Origin of the sequence: Bacteroides sp. An322, assembly GCF_002161765.1 — a bacterium.
Lineage (GTDB): Bacteria > Bacteroidota > Bacteroidia > Bacteroidales > Bacteroidaceae > Phocaeicola > Phocaeicola merdavium.
In genome coordinates this window covers 94,871-115,929 of the sequence record NZ_NFIN01000007.1, presented here as the reverse complement: position 1 = coordinate 115,929, position 21,059 = coordinate 94,871, and the positions used below count along the sequence as shown (strand labels likewise).

General features: G+C 42.9%; 9 protein-coding genes. 8 read left to right on the top strand and 1 reads right to left on the bottom strand.

Annotation, left to right across the window (positions count from 1 at the left end):
* The first annotated feature begins 74 nt into the window (after positions 1-74).
* The 8 genes from B5F91_RS05825 to B5F91_RS05790 all read left to right on the top strand — a co-directional run bounded on the left by B5F91_RS05825 (position 75) and on the right by B5F91_RS05790 (position 19,579).
* Complete coding sequence (locus tag B5F91_RS05825; RefSeq protein ID WP_087428150.1) at positions 75-2,513, top strand: glycoside hydrolase family 127 protein; 2,439 nt, start codon at positions 75-77, stop codon at positions 2,511-2,513.
* Between the two features lie 123 nt (positions 2,514-2,636).
* Positions 2,637-5,774 (top strand): TonB-dependent receptor, encoded by a 3,138-nt coding sequence (locus B5F91_RS05820; RefSeq protein WP_087428149.1) that lies wholly within the window; start codon positions 2,637-2,639, stop codon positions 5,772-5,774.
* A gap of 25 nt (positions 5,775-5,799) precedes the next feature.
* Complete coding sequence (locus tag B5F91_RS05815) at positions 5,800-7,584, top strand: RagB/SusD family nutrient uptake outer membrane protein (RefSeq protein ID WP_087428148.1); 1,785 nt, start codon at positions 5,800-5,802, stop codon at positions 7,582-7,584.
* 516 nt (positions 7,585-8,100) lie between these two features.
* Entirely contained in the window at positions 8,101-9,486 is a 1,386-nt protein-coding gene (locus tag B5F91_RS05810; RefSeq protein WP_087428147.1) for a DUF6055 domain-containing protein, read from the top strand.
* Between the two features lie 177 nt (positions 9,487-9,663).
* The gene (locus B5F91_RS05805) at positions 9,664-12,384 is read left to right on the top strand and encodes a glycoside hydrolase family 97 catalytic domain-containing protein (RefSeq protein ID WP_087428146.1); all 2,721 of its coding nucleotides are present in this window, start codon (positions 9,664-9,666) and stop codon (positions 12,382-12,384) included.
* Between the two features lie 6 nt (positions 12,385-12,390).
* Complete coding sequence (locus B5F91_RS05800; RefSeq protein ID WP_087428145.1) at positions 12,391-14,793, top strand: family 43 glycosylhydrolase; 2,403 nt, start codon at positions 12,391-12,393, stop codon at positions 14,791-14,793.
* Between the two features lie 25 nt (positions 14,794-14,818).
* Positions 14,819-17,227 (top strand): glycoside hydrolase family 127 protein, encoded by a 2,409-nt coding sequence (locus B5F91_RS05795; RefSeq protein WP_087428144.1) that lies wholly within the window; start codon positions 14,819-14,821, stop codon positions 17,225-17,227.
* Positions 17,228-17,341: 114 nt separating this feature from the next.
* Positions 17,342-19,579 (top strand): DPP IV N-terminal domain-containing protein, encoded by a 2,238-nt coding sequence (locus tag B5F91_RS05790; RefSeq protein ID WP_087428143.1) that lies wholly within the window; start codon positions 17,342-17,344, stop codon positions 19,577-19,579.
* Between the two features lie 225 nt (positions 19,580-19,804).
* Here B5F91_RS05790 and B5F91_RS05785 read toward each other — a convergent pair whose 3' ends face one another.
* Positions 19,805-21,058: a hypothetical protein gene (locus B5F91_RS05785; RefSeq protein WP_087428190.1), complete on the bottom strand. Its 1,254-nt coding sequence runs from the start codon at positions 21,056-21,058 to the stop codon at positions 19,805-19,807.
* Between the last annotated feature and the right edge of the window lies 1 nt (position 21,059).

Sequence of the window (21,059 nt, the reverse complement as noted above, 5' to 3'; positions counted from 1 at the left end):
CTTATGTTTTAGTTTGTTTGAAATGAATTCCATTATTTTGTGATTGTGAAAATACTAACGAAACACATAAATTTATGAAGAAAACACTGCAACACATTTTGTATGGAAGCATCGCCTTGTTGGGCATGTCTGCTTGTGGAGGCGCTTATACACGCCCCGATGCGCCGATTAAAGAAGTGCCTTTCACCCAAGTGCATTTGGAAGATAGTTTCTGGATGCCTCGTATCGAGACAAACCGTACGGTCTCTATTCCTTCGGCTTTTAAAGAATGTGAGAAGAACGGACGCTTTGACAATTTTGCCATTGCGGGCGGATTGATGAAAGGAGAACATAGGGGAGATTTTTCTTTTGATGATACCGACCCCTATAAGATAATAGAAGGGGCTTCGTATTCTTTGGCGGTGAAATATGATGAGAATCTGGACCATTATTTGGATAGCGTGATTACTATCATAGCATCGGCGCAAGAGCCGGACGGGTATTTGACTACCTGTGTGACAAATAAATGCACTCGTTTATCCGGTTGGTGGGGGACCCGCCGTTGGGAGAAAATCAATAGCCATGAATTGTATAATAGCGGGCATTTGTATGAGGCAGCCGTGGCGCATTATCGGGCTACGGGAAAGCGTTCTTTATTGGATGTGGCAATAAAGAATGCCGATTTGGTCTGTCAGGTGTTCGGACCGGAAGAAGGGCAGATTCATCGTCCCAGCGGGCATCCGATTATTGAAATGGCATTGGTTAAATTATATAAGGTGACAGGTAATGAGAACTATTTGCAAACCGCTAAGTATTTCGTAGAGGAAACCGGACGGGGTACGGACGGACATCCGTTGAGCGAATATAGCCAAGACCATAAGCCGATATTGCAGCAGGATGAAATTGTAGGGCATGCGGTACGTGCCGGTTATCTTTATTCAGGAGTGGCAGATGTGGCGGCTTTGACACACGATACAGCTTATTTTCATGCCTTGACACGCATTTGGGACAATATGGCTGGACGAAAGCTTTATATTACGGGCGGCATCGGTTCTCGTGCGCAAGGCGAAGGTTTCGGACCTGATTATGAATTGAATAACCACACGGCTTATTGCGAAACTTGTGCATCTATTGCCAATGTGTATTGGAATTACCGGATGTTTCTTGCTACGGGAGAAGCCAAATACATGGATGTGCTGGAACGTGCCTTGTATAATGGAGTGATTTCCGGTGTATCGTTGAGTGGGGATAAATTCTTCTATGACAATCCTTTGGAGTCAATGGGACAACACGAACGCCAACGCTGGTTCGGGTGTGCTTGTTGTCCGGGAAATGTTACCCGTTTCATGGCTTCAGTATCTAATTATATGTATGCTACTCAGGCAAATGATATTTATGTCAATTTGTATATTCAAGGCAATGCCGATATTCAGACCGAGGGAAATAAGGTGGAACTGAGCCAGACTACGGCTTACCCATGGGACGGACAAATACAGATTACGGTTAAGCCTGAGCGGGAACAAAAGTTTGCTTTGCATGTCCGTATACCCGGATGGGCGCAAGATGCTCCGGTGCCAACTGACCTCTATTCGTTCACCGACGGGGCTAAACGGTATCGTGTGAAAGTAAATGGTTCGAAAGTAAGAAGCAAACAACAAAATGGATACGTAACTATTGTGCGTGATTGGAAAGCCGGAGATAAAGTTGAAATTGAGTTGCCGATGGATGTCCGTCGGGTAAAAGCCAATGAGAATGTGGAAGATGACCTTGGAAAACTGGCTATCGAACGAGGACCAGTGGTGTTCTGCTTGGAAGGTCAAGACCAAGCTGATAGTACGGTATTTAATAAGTTTATCCCGGACAATACGCCTATGGAAGCCGTTTATCGTGCCGACTTGTTGAATGGAATAGTAGAATTGACCGGCATGGCTAAGGAAGTCGAGAAAGACGGAACGGTGAAAGATGTGCCTTTCAAGGCAATCCCATACGCAACTTGGAATAACCGTGGAGCAGACCAAATGGCTGTATGGATTCCGGTATCAGCCGAATATGTACGCCCTACGCCTGAACCCACTATAGCCAGCAAGGCTCAGACATTCAGCATTCAGGCACCTATCCAAAAAGATGCGCCCGAATCGGCTTCTGTCATTTCGTATGCCTGGGGTGTGAATGACCAATGGGAACCGAAACGTTCTTCAGATACATCGAAACCTTATTTCTATTGGTGGTTGAGAGAAGGGACCGAAGAAAGTCTCGCTTATGAGTTCGACCAGCCTTATACGGTATCAAATGTACAAGTGTATTGGTTAGACTTCGATCATTACGATGGAAACTTCCGTGTGCCTGAAAGCTGGAAACTTTATTACAAGTCGGGAAATTCATGGAAAGAAGTAGAAGCCCTTGGCGAATACGGCGTGAAGAAAGATTGTTATAATAGCCTCGATTTCAAGCCTGTAAAGACAAATGGGCTTAGAATATCCGTACAATTGCAGAAAGGGGAATCGGGAGGAATTATTGAATGGAAAGTAAAATGACAGTAAATAATTAATAATGAATAATTAACAGTGAGTGATTAACAAGAGCAAAGAATGGCAATCCCGTTATTCCTTGTTCACTGTTAATTATTAACTAACTATTAACCTTTAAATAACAACAGAATGGATACACATGGAAACCGCGCGTTATTTAGTCGCGCTATGGTGAAAGTGGCTGCGTGTGCCATGCTGACTACTGGATTGCCTTTGGCAATGTATGCAGAAGCGGGCAACATAGAAGCTGCTATGATGGCTGCCCAACAGACACGGACCGTTAGCGGGCAGATTGTGGACTCGAAAGGTGAAACTATCATTGGTGCCAATGTCATTGAGAAAGGTACGAGTAATGGTTCGATTACTGATTTTGATGGAAACTTCTCATTAGAGGTAGCTCCTAATGCAACATTGGTTATTAGCTACATCGGTTACAAGACAATAGAAATAAAAGCAAGTGAAGTAAAAGCAGGGCAAGCTATTATGCTGCAAGAAAATTCAGAACTTATGGATGAAGTTGTCGTAGTTGGTTATGGTACTCAACGGAAAGCTACGTTAACCGGTTCTATTTCTGCGGTAAGCGGTGATGAGTTGAAGAATGTTTCTGCTGCAAATTTGACCAATGCTTTGGCTGGAAAAACGGCTGGTGTTATTGCTAATACCCGAAGCGGGGAACCGGGAGCAGATGATGCTGAAATCTTGATTCGTGGTAAAGGTACGTTAGGAAATACCGCTCCGTTGATTGTTGTGGATGGTATCGCAGACCGTTCTTTTGGCCGATTGAATCCTGAAGATATTGAGTCTATATCAGTATTGAAAGATGCTTCGGCTGCTATTTATGGTGCCCGTGCGGCAAATGGTGTCATTTTGGTTACTACCAAACGTGGTAAAGAAGGGAAAATAACCGTAAACTACAGTGGAAATGTATCTATTTCGCAACCGACTCGTGTGCCTGAAATGTTAGACGCATATCAATATGCTACGTATGTGAATGAGTTTGATGCGGCACAAGGCAATGCGTTGACTTATCCAGAAACAGCCCTTGCAACCATATTGAATGGAAGTGACCAAATTAACTATCCGAACACGAACTGGTGGAATGCTGTAGCAAAGAATTGGGCTACCAATACCGAACACAGCCTTTCCATTAGTGGAGGTAATGAACGTTTCTCGTTTTATACCTCTGCTCAATATATGTATCAGGATGTAATCTACAAGAATAGCCCTCAAGATTACAATCAGTACCAGTTTACAACTAATTTGGATGCCAAAATAACGAAATCCATTAAGTTCAGTATGGATATTTTGGGACGTCAAGCCGTGAATAATCGTGGAGCTTATTCAACAGAAGACTTGTTTGGCTATTTCCTAACTACCAGTCCGATGGCTGCTCCGTATTATCCGAACGGACTGTTGAGAACCGGACACGATGGCATTACCAACAATGCTGTATTAATGGTATCTGATTTGCCCGGAACTGACAAGAGTACGTATAATACCATTAATTTAAAGCCGAAACTTCGTATTGATTTGGATGTAATTACATCAGGACTTTATGCAGAAGGTTATGCTGCATTGGATTATACGTTCAATAACGGGAAGTCTATACGGACTCCGTATGATATTTATTCGTATGATGAAGCTACTGGAGAATACATTAATCAGAGAGACGCTACAGGTTCGAATAGCGTTGGGTCTTGGTCGAGCAACAGTAGTACCATTACCGTAAATGCACGTATTGGATATAGTCGTACATTTAACGAAGCACATAAGGTTGATGCTTTCGTGGCTTATGAGCAAAGTCGGTATAATTACAATTATTTGTATGGCTACCGGACGAACTTTACATCATCGGCTTTGCCCGATTTGGATTTTGGCAGCATTGATAAAGATGACCAAAGCAATAGTGGCAATTCTGATGAAACAGCTCGCCAGAATTGGTTTGGACGAATTAACTACGGTTATAAAGATAAATATCTTGCCGAATTTACCTTGCGCTATGACGGTTCGATGAACTTTGCACCAGGTCATCGTTGGGGATTATTCCCGGGTTTCTCTGCAGGTTGGGTCATGTCAGAAGAAAAATTCTTCGAACCTATAAAGAATGTGGTAAGTTTTCTCAAGTTGAAAGGTTCGTGGGGTATGATGGGTAATGATAACATTTCCGCTTATCAATATCTTTCCATGTATGGATTTGTACAAAGTGGGGCAACTCCTCCTTTGTATACTTTCGGTACAGACCCCGTATTTGCAGAAAGTATCTACGAAACTGTTACTGCTAATCCTCTCGTTACTTGGGAAACGGCGAAAACTTGGAATGCAGGTTTCTCCGCTCAATTTCTAAATGGTAAATTCGGGCTTGACCTTGATTATTTCCAATCACGCCGTAGTGATATCTTGATTACGCGGAATGCTTCTATTCCTACTTACTCTGGACTTTCACTTCCGGCGGAAAACTTAGGGAAGGTAAAGAATCATGGTTTCGAAGCTATTGCTACTTATCGTGACCGCGCAGGTGATTTCGAATGGGGAGTGACTGGTAATGTGACTTATGCTAAAAATGAAGTTATTTATATGGATGAGGCAATAGATACTCCAGAATGGCAACGGGTAACCGGACATCCTATTGATGGTGGCACCTATTATGAAGCATTGGGGATTTACCAAACTCAGGAAGAAATTGATGCTACGCCTCATTTGTCAGGGACTAAAGTCGGAGACTTGATTTATAGAGATACAAACGGCGATGGAAATATCACATGGGATGATGCTGTGCGTCGTGATAAATCAGCTACGCCAAAATGGATTTTCGGTTTAACGCTGAATGGCTCTTGGAAAGGTTTTGACATCAGTGCTTTCTTCCAAGGTCAAGCAGATGCTGAAATATTGGTTCAACCGACCATGAACATGGCTACTGACTTTTATGAAGGACGCTGGAGTGAATCGAATACAGCCGAACAGAACTTAGCAGCAAAATGGCCACGTGCATTCATGAAAGAATCTCAAGTAGACGGACGTAATTCACAATCCTCTACATGGTGGCTGCGCGATGCATCATTTGTCCGCCTGAAATCATTGGAATTCGGATATACATTCCCGAAACAATGGACTTCACGTTTAGGCATAGACAATCTTCGTCTTTATGCGAATGGAAACAACCTATTCACCATTGACGGTGTAGGTATTTTCGACCCCGAAATGACAAATGGTATTAGGGGATATTCGATTCAGCGTTCATGGACATTTGGTGTCAATGTAACTTTTTAATGTTTAATTCTATAATAACTTCAATATGAAAACAATATATAAAAACGCATTGTGTGCATTGGTTGGAGTAGGCATGGCAGCGTGTTCAGACTTCTTGGATGTTGACCCTCACAACCAGATTTCGGATGCAGCTGTGTGGAGCAACCTCGATTATGCCGAGGCTTTCTTAAACAACTGTTACCGATGGATAGAAGGTGATAACGAACAGGGCGTTCCGTTTTGTAGCTATACAGACGAATTGTATCACCGTACAGGTTATGCTACGGAAGTTTATACCTTGGGTAATGTTTCGTGCGATAATTATAATGTAGGATATTCTGAAGGTAAAGGTAATACGTGGTATTTTTATTACACGGGAATTAAAAATGTAAACCAGTTCTTAGAAAGAATAGGTGAGGTCCCTGTCGCTTCAGACGTAGAGGAAACGCAAAAAGAAGAAATGATTGGACAAGCCTATTTTTTGCGTGCATTCTATTATCACCAATTATATTCCCTTTATGGAAGGGTGCCTTTGGTATACCATACATTTGATATGGATGCGGAATGGACACAAACTCGGGCAGATATGGATGAAGTGGCAGATTCTATTGTTGCGGATTGTGACCGTGCTGTTGCCATATTGCCGACATCTTATGGCAGCGAGGACTTCGGTCGTGCAACAAAAGGGGCTGCATTAGCCGTAAAAGCACGTACTTTGTTATATAAGGCAAGTCCGCTTTTCGGCACGCCTTCTACTGAAAGATGGCAAGAAGCCGCTGATGCCCAAAAAGCGGTTATTGACTTGGCTGACCAAGGAGTTTACAATTTACCGCAAGTGAATGGTTATGAAGAATATGCCGCTTTATTCTGCGACCCTCAAAATCCAGAAATCATTTTTGAGAAAATGTATAATACGGTAAGTGGAGGTGCTTATTCACAAAGTTATCCGATGTCATCGCCTCCCGGAGCTTATAATGGTTACAATGGTTGGGGAGTATGGCTTCCTACTTATGATATTGTAAATCTTTATCAGAATGAAGACGGAACAGACTTTGAAATGACTGGAGTCCAAAAATATAATATCCAAGTACCTACTGTTGATGCTAATACTGGCGAAATTGTATATACCGACCAAACTATTGACGCTACAAAAATCTCTCCTTATGAAAACCGTGAAATGCGTTTGTATGCAAATATTCTTTATGATGGTGCACGTTGGGGATATGGAGAAGATAACCATCCTGTTCAAATATATGAATCAGGAGCAGAAGGGGTGACTTCAGGTGAACAATCACCAACTTATACCAGCGGTGAATATTGGAATGCGACGCAAACAGGTTATTACCTGCGTAAGTTTATGAATCCGGACTATGACCAATGGGATGAAACCGTCATGGATAATACTCCTTGGATTTTCTTCCGCTTAGGCGAGTTTTATTTGAATTATGCCGAATGTTTGATAGAATTGGGTCGGGATTCTGAAGCGTTGGAATATATTAACAAAACCCGTACACGTGCTTTGTTGCCTGCTTTGACAGATGCAAATAACATTCGCGAAAAGTATGAGCAGGAAAGAGCAGTGGAATTAATGTTCGAAGGGCAACGTTTCTTTGATTTGCGTAGGTGGAAGCGGATGGAAGATGCTTATTCAGCAGAAAACTGTCCTACTGCTATGAAGATTTATAAGTTAGGGGACGGTACGTTGCTTTACACACACAATACTACGATATTGCAACAACGCAATTTCCGTGAAGCGATGTATTGGATGCCTGTACCACGTTATGAATTAAATAAGTGTCCGAATCTTGACGGTCTTCCTTATGAAGACTAAATGATTGAAGAAGCCGGTTATCCGTTATAAAGGCAAAGAGCAATACATGGGTTGATTGTCGGAATAAAGCCTGATGGTATTGCTCTTTGCTTTTTAGAAGCTGGTTTGATCATATCCGATAAATTTGTTTAGGAGGGTATGAATCAATGTAGGATTGAAAGGATCAGAATTTGTTTCAGGCAGTCTCACTTTTATGGTTTCCGTCCCCAAACCGTACGTTTTCCGACCCAAAAACATACGGTTTCCGTATCAAGAACGTACGGTTTTGGAACGGAAACCGTAAAAGGATGCCGTTCACATCGATAATATAATCCAAGCGGAACTTAAATATTTGAAAGGTATTGGGGAATCAATTATAAATGTGCGTAACGTTTATCTTCGATTAATTTAAAACAGTTTCTTAACCAAAGTGGGATATATTTGGACTATCTTATCATAACCTTGTACGATTTTCATCCTTTCTTTTCCTGTTTTTTGCTTTACTTTGCTGACAGAATAAAAAAACATTCATCAACCATGAGAAACATTAGTATAATTTTATTGAGTACGGTTGCCCTGCTTTCATGTGCAGCCAATGATACGATTTCCATTCATCAGCTTTACCCGTTGCCATCAGGGAAAGCCATTTACCAGCCAGAAGAATTTGCTGGGCAAAATTGGCAAATAGATACCTGCCAATACAGTTATGCCCGGATGGATTATACCGAAAATACAGCTATTTTCTGGGAAAAAGGTTTTGGCAAAGACTTGGCAAATCCTCCACAATTAGAGGGACACAATATGCGTATTGATTTGGAACACTTGAAAACGAAATTGGAAGAATTCTACACGTTTTTCCGCGACAGTTTAGACTTTGTCAACTCCGGCTCGTACTGCGAACGATACCGCATGATGGTGATGTTGATGTACTCGCTGGATGGCACCGCATACGGAGGAGCCTACGATAATAAGATAGGAGCCTTTTGGGCTGCGCCAAACCGTCTGCAAGACCCGAACCTGAATGCCGTGGCACACGAATTGGGACACAGTTTCCAACTTCAGATGTTAGCGGATGGTAGTTCATGTTGGGGAGAAAAGCAAGGAGGATTCTTCGAAATGACTTCGCAATGGATGTTATGGCAGGTCAATCCGAACTGGATTGCTGAAGAGACCTATCATTGGGATGCGTTTAAACAAGCTTCATATAAAGCATTTCTACATGATGAGAATGTTTATCGTTCGCCATACGTATTAGAATATTGGAGTGAACGCAACGGACTGGACTTCATCGCCAAGCTTTATCGGGAAAGCACGGCAGACGAAGATCCTGTATTGACTTATCAACGGCTGAAAGGATTCAAGACAGGAGAGAATTATAAGTTTATAGATGAAATGTTTGATTGTTACTGCCATTTGGTGAACCTCGATTTCAAACGGGCTTTTGCTGAAACCCGGCCTTTTGCCAATTCGTTCGAGAACTTCAAGCTTTACATGATCCAAGAGCCTGACGGTTATTGGCAAGTAAAAGCAGAACATTGTCCGGAAAATTACGGTTTCAATGCCATCCGTCTTGAAATACCTGAACCGGGCACGACGGTAAAAGCTGACTTCAAAGGGCTGCAAGGCAAAGAAGCGCCAACAGGATATCCGGGTTACGAGAACCCGATTCATCACACAGCCTATTACCGTTACGGCTTTGTGGGCGTAACGGAAGAAGGAGAAACCTTATTCGGCACATCGGGAAGCACAGACGCAAACAATCAAACGAATACAGCGTCATGGACAGTGCCTAAAGGAAAGAAGTTAGCCCATCTATGGTTGATAGTGACCGCCGGCCCGCACGATAATCACCGGTTATTACAGCAAGTACCTTTAGTGCAATGGCCTTATAAAATACGACTGACGAATACCAGCATCCAATAACTGTAAAAAACTCTATACCGATTATAAAATCGTTTAACCAGATGCAATAATCGTCCAAAAGCCATGAATTACGCCGGCTTTCGGACGATATTCGCATTGTTTAAGACTTCTATGACACACCATTCGGAACTTTTTCTTTTGCTTTGCAAACGAAAATAACCCATAATACATGAACACATGAAAAAGACATCTTTTTTTTTCGGAATAATCTTTAGCATCGTCGGGATTGCATCGCAAGCCAAAGACTTCACGTTGCTTTCGCCCGACAAGCACTTGAAAGTCACAGTAACAGACGGGAACGATCTGTTGACATACTCTGTATATCATAACGATTCTCTCATACTTAAAAGCAATCAAATAGGTTTAGTGACTCTTGACAAACAACTGACCGCTGGGACAGCAGTTAAGGTCGCTTCTAAAAAGTCAAGGACGATTGTTCAGGATATAATATCTCCTTTCTATCGCTTCAAGTCATTCCGTGCGGCATGCAACGAAATGAACTTGAAGCTGAAAGGTGATTTCGGCGTTATATTCCGGGCATATAACGAAGGCGTCGCCTACCGCTTTTACACGACCGCCGGTAAAGAAAAAGAACTGATTATAGCTGATGAAACGGCGGAATTCAATTTCACCGGAAACTATACGGCATACTTGCCTTACACTACCAACGAAGAAAAACCGATGGCTATGGCATATCAGGCTACCTATGATGTAAAACCGCTTTCGGGGGCACGTAAGCAACTTGCCTTTCTTCCTGTTACAGTAGATTGCGGAAGTGTAAAAGTAACGTTGTTAGAATCGGATTTAGAAGCTTATCCGGGTATGTTCGTTGAGCCTACCGGAGCCAACGGACTGAAAGGAGTATTTGCCCCTTATCCTAAAAAGACAGACTACTATCCGTGGCGCAAACAATTATATGTGACCGAAACAGAAAACTTTATTGCAAAAGTAAAAGGTACCCGCGAATATCCATGGCGTATCCTTGCCATTACAGAAAAAGACACCGAAATGCCGGTCAACAATTTAGTCTATGCGTTGGCCTCGCCTAACCGCATCGGAGACTATAGTTGGGTGAGACCAGGCAAAGTGGCATGGGAATGGTGGAACGACTGGAACCTGAAAGGCGTACCTTTCAGCACGGGCATCAATATGGATACCTATAAATATTATATCGATTTTGCTTCCCGCAACGGGTTGGAATATATCGTAATGGACGAAGGTTGGTATGATCCCAAGAGCGGAGATATGTTGACTACCGTTGCGGCTATCGACCTGCCCGAACTGGTTGCCTACGGAAAGAGCAAGGGTGTAGGCATCGTGTTGTGGACGGTATTCAATGTATTAGACGCCCAACTGGAAGCTGCTTGCAAGAAATATGCCGATATGGGCATCAAAGGATTTAAGGTGGATTTTCTTGACCGTGACGATCAGACTGCTGTAGAAATGATATACCGTATCGCTGAAAAAGCTGCCGAATATAAGTTATTGCTCGATTATCACGGTATCTATAAACCTACCGGATTGAACCGTACTTATCCCAATGTCATCAATTACGAAAGTGTGTTCGGTATGGAGGAAGCCAAATGGAGCGAGGTAGAAAAGAATATGCCGTTGTATGATGTGACTTTTCCTTACATCCGTATGATGGCAGGTCATGTAGACTATACACCGGGAGCCATGCGTAATGCTACGAAACATGATTTCCGACCGATGTATTACACACCGATGAGTATGGGAACCCGTTCTCATCAACTTGCCGCTTACATCGTATACGATTCTCCATTCACAATGCTTTGTGATGCACCTACCAATTATATTCGTGAATCGGAATGCTTGGATTTTATCACTTCTCTTCCGGTAGAAACCGATTCGACTTTTGTTGTAGCGGGCGAAATAGGCAAATATATTGTAACGGCACGTATGAAAGACATCAACTGGTATGTGGGTGGTATGACCAATTGGGATGAACGTGATATAACAATAGATTTTTCTTTCTTGAATGTTAATGAGACTTATCGTTGTACGTTAATAAAGGATGGCATCAATGCTTCGAAACAAGCCGAAGATTATGTGTGCGAACAATTTAATGTAAATCATGACTCCAAACTCAACTTGCATCTTGCTTCGGGAGGCGGTTTTGCAATGAAATTGGAATTATGCCCGAAACATAGTGAAGTAATTGGTGTACCTGAAGGAAAACAGATTCCAGATTTTTATAAGAAATACATTGAGACGGAAGGGCTCTATGTTACTTCTTCGGAACAGGTAAGCGATACTGCTTTGTTGAAAGCTTGTGACATTATCAGCCTGATGCTTGCGAAACGACCTGATATTAAAGCGCAAATGGTAAAAGAAGGCTGTCACGTGATGGTCATTGGAAAAAATGAAGAGACGTGCGACTTGCCCGAATTCGCACACATCTGCAATTGTGAAGACAGCATCAAGTATTGGAACAAGCGTGCCCGCGGTTTCGGCGGCGCACCCGAAGATACTTACTCATCCAGTTGTGGAGAAGAAAACCTGCTTGCTTTGCCTAATGATAAATACGTAGGCGAAAATATTTTAGTACACGAGTTTGCCCATTTGATTCATACGATTGGAATTGTAGGGGTGGAACCAGATTTTGACAAACGGTTGGAAGCGCTTCGTCAAAATGCTATCCAAAAAGGATTATGGAAAGACACTTATGCTGTCAGTAATAAAGAAGAATACTTCGCTGAATGTACACAGTCGTTCTTCAATTGTAACCGCTATTCGAAAAAAGCTAACGGAGTGCATAATTGGGTGAATAACCGCACGAAACTGAAAGCATACGATCCGGATATGTACAACTTGCTTAAAGAATATTTTTATGAGATAGATTTACCTTTATACAACGATTGTAAAGCAGAGGAGTGATAAACCATGAAAAAGTTATTGTATACCTTTTTATTAATTGCTACTGCGTTGACTACACAAGCGCAAGAAGTCAAATGGAATACGCCGGGGGCGGGAAACCCTTTCATTCCGGGTTATTTTGCCGACCCTACTGTTAAGAAATTTGGCGATACTTATTATATATATGCTACTACCGATGGAAGTGGTGCCGGATTTGGACCATCGCAATTATGGTGTAGCAAAGATTTCGAAAACTGGACACTTATGCCTATGAATTGGCCTGACAGTCATTGGATATGGGCACCTGATGTAATGAAACATACCGATGGTACTTACCGGCTGTTCTATTGTCAACCATGTAATTTGTATGAAGGCATAGCAGAAACGCCTCGTGGTCCGTGGAAAAATATATTAGGAGAAAGTGAAGCCGTATTGGTCCCCGACCGGTTTGTGAAAAATGCCATTACATTAGACGGACAGACTTTTGTAGATGATGACGGGTCGGTGTACTTGTATTGGGGAACATGGGGTATATACAAAGGATTTGGATGCGGGGCTGGAAAAATGACTCCCGATTTGAAAGGTTTCAGCGAAACCCGTCTGATACCCAATACGGAAGTAACGGATTTCTTCGAAGCACCGTTTGTGATGAAAAAAGACGGTATCTATTATTTTATGTATTCGTCAGACTCTTGTCATGACAGCACCTATCACGTGCAATATGCTACAGCTACCAGTCCATTAGGACCATACACTTATAAAGGAACTATTTTGAAGACTTCGGCAGATGGAACGGTACACGGACCTGGACATCATAGCATTTTGCAAGAAGGGGATGACTATTATATTGTCTATCACCGTCATGACAATCCGCATTCTACACGGGGATTTCATCGTCAACTGTGCATTGACAGATTGATTTTTCATGCAGATGGAACTATCCAGCCGATAGAAGGAACTCATAGCGGTATAGGCAGGTTGGAGAAAAGTGTTTTGACCTCACCGAATCTGGCATATCGGAAACCTGTGCGTGCTTCGTCATACTACGATGATAATTTTTTGCCTGAATATGCTGTAGATGACAATAATGGTACTCTTTGGCGTCCACGCAGCATGGGACAAGAATGGATTGAAGTTGATTTGCAAAAAGTAGAAACCATAAAGACCATTTGGACTCAATTCGAATACGGTACTTCCTATTATCAATATGTTATCGAAACGTCTGCTGATGGCAAGACTTGGACTGTATTTGCCGATAAACGTTCGAACTACTTGGCAGGAAGTCCAATGGTAGACTTCGGCGATACCAAAGCCCGTTACATCCGTTTAACCACTACTGGTACTCAAAAGAACGGGTTTGCCGGAGCTTTGTGGAACATCAAGGTATTCGGTGCATACGAAACAGCCTCGCCCCAATTATGGATGGGACTTTCAGGGGAAGACTGGAACGGAACGGAATGGAAAAACGATGGAGGTATGTTGGGAGGAGCTTTCTGCCTGAAATCCGGACAAATCAGCCGTCGATGCTTGAAAGGTCAAGAAGCTATCGTCTTGGCGCCGGGCAGTGTATTGGAATATACATCACCCGTACTGACATCTACCCAAGCACATACAGTTACGGTATGGATGTACGACAACAACGCATGGACTTCGGTCAATGCCGACCGTTACCTGACAAATGGAGGCATCCGCATTGAAGCAGGAAATAAACCATTGATATTAACCAATTTTCGCTATTACAACTGGCAGCAGGAAGAAGCGGAAAAACAATACGATGCTACCACCGGACTGGTACGTATACAGCCGTCCGATCGCCACAAACGAGGATTACTCGTATCTCTATCTGCCAATGACTTTGCAGTGGGCGATACCGTAGCTTATATTCCCAATAAAGGAATCGAAGGCGTTTTTGAAGCTCAAAGCACACCTGCAATCGTTAAAGAGATAGGAGGGAAAAAAGCTTTCTGCTTCGAAGGCAAACAAGTGTTCCGTTCCAGCTTTCCGCTTCCGGCTACTTTAGCCGACAATGCGTCTTATACTTTGGAAGCATGGATATTAAATCCGGAACTGAGCGAAAACGAATGCATAGCCGACTTTACCAGCAGTCACGATGAATTAGAGAAAATCATGTTGGTTAACGGCACAGAACCTCGTTGTGGCATGCTGAACCATTACGGTTGGTATGAAGACGTAGGATATAAAGATGCAGCCGCTTTGGCGGGCAAATGGCAACATGTCTATGTAGAATTCGACGGAAGAACCGAAAAAGTGTACATAAATGACCGCCTCATTAGCTGTAAAGACATTCAAATTTTGGTAAAACCCATTCAATTTGTAACTTTGGGGTTGAATGCCGAAAACGCATGGCCATTTACCGGATACCTGCATTCGTTGAAACTATGGGACGAATGGATTCCGTTTAATAAATAATTAATCCACATAAAAATATACAACCATGAAAAAACTAATGATTTCCGTTTTGCTTTTCTCTATGATAACGGGAGGAGCATACGCACAAAAAAGAACGGTAGCACATGGGTATCCTATTGACCCTGTTCCGTTCACTTCGGTGAAAATAACAGATTCGTTTTGGGGACAACGTCTGAAAGCGAGTCGTGAAATGACTATTCCGTTGGCATTTAGTAAATGTGAGGAAACGGGGCGTTATAGGAATTTTGAAATGGCTGCCCATCCAAGTGACACCATTAAAGTGGGCGGATTGTCTTTCGATGATACCGATGTTTATAAAACAATTGAAGGCGCCAGTTATTTGCTCCAAACTTATCCTGACAAGAAATTAGAGAAGTATATTGATAGTGTGTTGACTATTGTTGCTGCTGCACAAGAGCCTGACGGCTATCTGTATACTTCTCGTACAATGAATCCCAAACATCCGCACGAATGGGCAGGAAGTAAACGCTGGGAAAAAGTGGAAGAACTGAGCCACGAGTTCTACAACTTAGGACACATGATTGAAGGTGCTATTGCTCATTATCAAGCTACAGGAAAGCGCAACTTCCTTGATATTGCTATCCGTTATGCCGATTGCGTATGTCGTGAAATAGGTGACGGACCGAACCAAGTGGTACGTGTACCGGGTCATCAAATAGCTGAAATGGCACTTGCGAAACTGTATCTCGTAACGGGTGATGAAAAATACCTGAAACAGGCTAAATTTTTCCTTGATAAACGTGGCTACACTTCACGCCGTGACGAGTATAGTCAGGCACATAAGCCTGTTATCGAGCAGGATGAAGCTGTAGGTCATGCCGTACGTGCTACTTATATGTATGCCGGTATGGCGGATGTTGCTGCGCTGACTGGAGATACTTCGTATGTACATGCTATTGACCGTATTTGGGATAATATTGTAGGCAAGAAGTTGTATATTACGGGCGGTATTGGTGCTACCAGCAACGGCGAGGCTTTCGGAGCCAACTACGAATTGCCTAATATGTCGGCTTACTGCGAAACCTGCGCGGCTATCGGCAATGTCTATGTCAATTACCGTCTCTTCCTGTTGCATGGCGATGCTAAATATTACGATGTATTGGAACGTACGCTTTACAATGGATTGATTTCGGGTGTATCGCTTGACGGTGGAGGATTTTTTTATCCTAACCCCTTGCAGTCTATGGGACAACACCAGCGTCAGCCTTGGTTCGGATGTGCTTGTTGCCCGTCGAACATTTGCCGCTTCATTCCTTCGCTTCCGGGATATGTATATGCCGTAAAAGACCGCAATGTATATGTTAACCTCTTCATGTCGAACAACGTGACATTGAAAGTGGAAGGTAAGAAAGTAGAACTGTCTCAAACCACTTCTTATCCTTGGAACGGTGATATCACTATAAATGTAGACCGCAATAGTGCAGGACAATTCGCTATGAAAGTCCGCATACCGGGTTGGGTACAAAATCAAGTCGTGCCGAGTGACCTGTACATGTACACCGACGGACTGCGCCCCAAATACAGCGTGAAAGTAAACGGTGAGGAAATGAATGCCGAACTGCAACATGGTTATTTCACTATCGACCGTAAATGGAAGAAAGGCGACCGGGTAGAGGTACATTTCGATATGGAGCCGCGTATGGTTAAAGCTAATAATAAGGTGGAAGCCGACCGTGGACGCATCGCCATAGAAAGAGGTCCGATTGTATATTGCGCCGAGTGGCCCGACAACGATTTCGATGTACTGAGCATTCTGATGAACCGCACACCGAAATTTGAAGTGGTAAGCAACCCTGATTTGTTGTATGGAATCAACGAAATCAAGACCCAGGCGCAAACCTTGGAATACGACAACAATGGACGCCTTGTGGCGAAAGACCATACACTGACTTTGATCCCTTACTACGCATGGGCACACCGCGGTTCGGGTAACATGGAAGTATGGTTGCCTTATGAAGTGAATGCTACCCGTCCGACTGCTATCCCGACATTGGCTTCAAAGAGCAAGATAGACGCATCCCATAAAGGATCATCACTTTCTTCCATTACCGACGGACTGGTGCCGAAAGACGAGAACGACCGTACCATACCCTACTATCACTGGTGGCCGAAAGAAGGAACAACCGAATGGATTTCATACGAATTCCCTGAAAAAATGACCATTTCCAATTCTACGGTTTATTGGTTTGATGATGCTCCGTGGGGTGGATGCCGTGTTCCGAAATCATGGAAGATTTACTATAAGAATGCCTCGGGTGACTGGACTCCGGTTCAGAATTTGAATGGCTATGGCGTAAAGAAAGGCGACCCTAATATCGTTGATTTCGAACCTGTTAAAACCAAAGCTGTTAAGTTGGAAGTCGTTTTGCCAGAGAAAAATGCTTCCGGTATTTTTGAATGGGAAGTAAAATAATATGTTGATTTATTGCTGAATACACAGAATACCACAGAGGAAATATTTTAAAATTAATGCCCCTGTGGTGTTTTGTGTTTATGGCGAATATAAATAATCAGTAAAAACAAGTTTATGAAATATTCTATACTTACAATTGCTCTTCTATTGATTAGCGGTATAACTTGGGCACAAGGTACAATAGAAGACTATAATCGCGCTTATGGATTACGTGAAAAATTCAGTTCTAAATTAATATTTTATAGCGATGTAACTCCTCAATGGGTAGAAGGTACTGACTGTTTTTGGTATGTGCGGAATACTCCTGAAGGAGCAGAATACGTGAAAGTAGATGCTGGAGAGAAGAAACGCACACCTTTGTTTGACCAAAAGAGACTATCTGTAGCACTCACCGCAAGTACAGGGAAAACGATCAATCCGATGCAACTTCCAATTCGTGGATGCCAATTGTCGCAAGGATTAGATACTTTGCGTTTTGTGTATGAAGGAAAACGTTGGTGTTTTGACATTATTCGCAGCAAGCTGACCGATGAGGGTATGCTTCCTGTCCCTCCCAAACAAAAGCATTGGATGGAACGGGATGACGAGAAAGAAGGCGCTCCTGTCACTTCGCCCGATGGCAAGTATGTGGCATTTATCAAAAATGACAATGTTTGTGTGCGTAATGTGGCAACAGGCGAAGAGAAACAATTAAGTCAGGATGGAACGATGGGCAATTACTATTCCTCCTATATTTATTGGTCTCCCGATTCTAAGTATGTGGCGGCATGCCGTATCCGACCTACGGAGAAACGTTATGTATATTATGTAGAGTCATCTCCGGCAGACCAATTACAACCCAAATTGCATAAGCAGGAATATGCTAAGCCGGGCGATGAATTGCCTTTTAAAGTGCCGTGTGTGTTTGGGGTAGAAGACGGTAAGCGTTTGATTCCCTCTACCGAATTGTTCAGCAATCAATATGAATTGTACGGACCGATGTGGAATGCCGATAGTAAAGGCATCACGTTTGAGTACAATGAACGGGGACACAAGGTTTACAGGGTACTTGAAATGTCTGTTGCAGATGGTAGTGTGCGTCCGCTCATTGAAGAGAAAGAAGAAAAATACGTCAATTATCCACGTATCTTCCGTTGTTATCTGAACGATGGCAAACGCATTATCTGGTCGAGCGAGCGTGATAATTATAATCATTTGTATTTGTATGACCGTGCTACAGCCAGCCCGATTAATCAGATAACAAAAGGTGAGTGGTATGTGCGTGAGGTGCAATATGTAGACGAAGCCAACCAACAGATTTATTTTTCGGCAAACGGTGTGAACAAAGACGAAGACCCGTACCTGATTCATTATTATCGGATTGGTTTTGACGGCAAAGGAATGAAAGGGCTTACTCCGGAAGAAGGTATGCACAAGGCTTGGTATTCATCTGATTATAAGTATGTAGTAGATGTATATTCCAAGGTAGACCAAGCTCCTGTGGCAGTGCTTCGCAATGCTTCTAATGGCAAAGTGATTATGCCCTTGGAAAAAGCGGATATATCCAAACTTGTCGCCAATGGTTGGAAAGCTCCAGAAGTGTTCTCGGCAAAAGGACGTGACGGGAAAACCGATATGTGGGGCATCATTTATCGTCCTTCTAATTTTGATTCATCAAAGAAATATCCGGTGATTGAATACATTTACTCTGGTCCGGGCGACCAATATGTACCGAAGAGTTTTTCTCCTTTCAACGGCTATATGTCCGCCATTGCAGAGTTGGGCTTTATTGTGGTTCAGGTAGACGGGATGACTACATCGTTCCGTTCGAAAGAATTTGAGGAGGTTTGCTATAAGAACTTGAAAGATTCGGGGTTGGCAGACCATATCGCTTGGATAAAGGCGGCAGCGCAGAAGTATCCGTATATGGATATTGAGCGGGTAGGTATTTTCGGTTGTTCAGCCGGCGGGCAAGAGGCGTTGAATGCAGTTTTGTTGCATCCGGAATTTTATAAAGCGGCTTATTCGGCTTGCGGGTGCCACGATAACCGTATGGATAAGATTTGGTGGAATGAATTGTGGATGGGTTATCCGATAGACGATTCATACAAGGCATGTTCGAATGTCGAGAATGCACATTTATTGACTCGTCCGTTGATGTTGGTCGTAGGAGAACTGGATGACAATGTAGACCCTGCGTCAACGATGCAAGTGGTGAATGCTTTAATCAAGGCGAATAAGGATTTTGAATTGGTTGTAATTCCGGGTGCGCACCATACGATGGGAGAAGGGTTCGGAGAGCATAAACGGTATGATTTTTTTGTACGGAATCTGTTGAATGTCGAACCTCCTAAATGGGATGAACTCAAATAAAAAATTATGAATATCCTCATTTACCCAATAAACTGTAGGGGCGTATCGCATACGCCCGAAAACATCCACGTGGATAAGTTGGTGCATTCAGGGCGTATGCGATACGCCCCTACATTGGCGATTTGCGGATATTCATTTAAAAAATAGTCCGTTTTTGAGTGAAGGAGCTTGTGTGCGTCGGTTTGTGCTTTCAAGCTCCTTCACTTATTTTTTATTTATTGGTTTTTAGAATAAGACCAATCCGGCTTCAAACGTTCCTTTACGTTCAAATGTATGGTTATGCTTGTATTGGCGGGTCCAGCTATAACCTCCTGATACAAAGAAACCTAATTTTTTAGTAATCCGGTATTCCAGATTCAGTCGGGGCTGTAAGGCATATACTCGTGCAGGATATCCGTTGTGTTTGTTGTCAAGGGTCTCAATATGGTAGAATCCGGCATCGGCACTGATTTCTAATCGGGATAGAATGGGATAATAAAGTCCTGCACGGTAAAAAGCTGAGGCAGATAAATCATGGTCGAGGTCAAAATAATAAGCTCCTCCGCCCAGTTCGGTATAAGTATAGCGGTTCTTGAATCGTGCGGCGATATTCACCTTGTTTAAATTTCCGCTTGATATTAATAGCTGGACACGGGTTTGAGGTGTGATGTTGATGCACCCTATTTGGTGGGAAAGACTATCAGCACTTACGTTGACGATTCCGAATTGTAACCCTTTGCGTCCTTCTCCAGCTATGTTGGCAATGCCGATTTGTACTCCCTTATTTTCTGCACTATAATTGCTTATTCCGATTTGTGCTCCTCGGTTAGTAGTGTTTATATTGCCTAAGGCAGCAAGTTGGATGCCGTTATTGGCTTTTCCGGCAATATTAAGCAGTGAGGTAAGTTGCAGCCCTCTGACAGTATCTCCACTGGCATTCAGCAACCCGCTTACCATAAGCCCACTTTGTTCTTGTTTTGATACGTTGGCAATGCCAGACAGGAGCATTCCGCTGGACCGTTCATTGGCAATATTAATCAATCCGCTGATAATTACCCCACGTTGGCTTTTAGCGGTCATATTTCCAATACCGGAAAAGGCAAATCCGTTTTGTGAACCTCCATTGACATTCATCAATCCGCTTAAGATAATTCCATTGGAATTCCTTCCTGTTATATTGGCTATTCCTGACAATTGGAAGCCTTTGGTATGCAGACCTGTGATATTGGTCAGCCCTGACAGTTGGAATCCTTTGGTGTGGTAGTGTGTGACACTGGAGATTGCATTGATGCCCAATCCGTTCAGACAACTGTAGTTGCTAATAATACCGAGATTCAGGTATGTGCGTGAAGGTTGCTTTTTCTTGTTTGTAATATTCAAGGCAAGATTGATGCCTTTTTTCGGTCTCTTATGTGAATGAGATTGTGCAAATAGCGGTGATGTCGTTGTAAAAAGCAGGCAGAATAAAAATAATCCTGCCGCTATCATATTTGTTTTCATG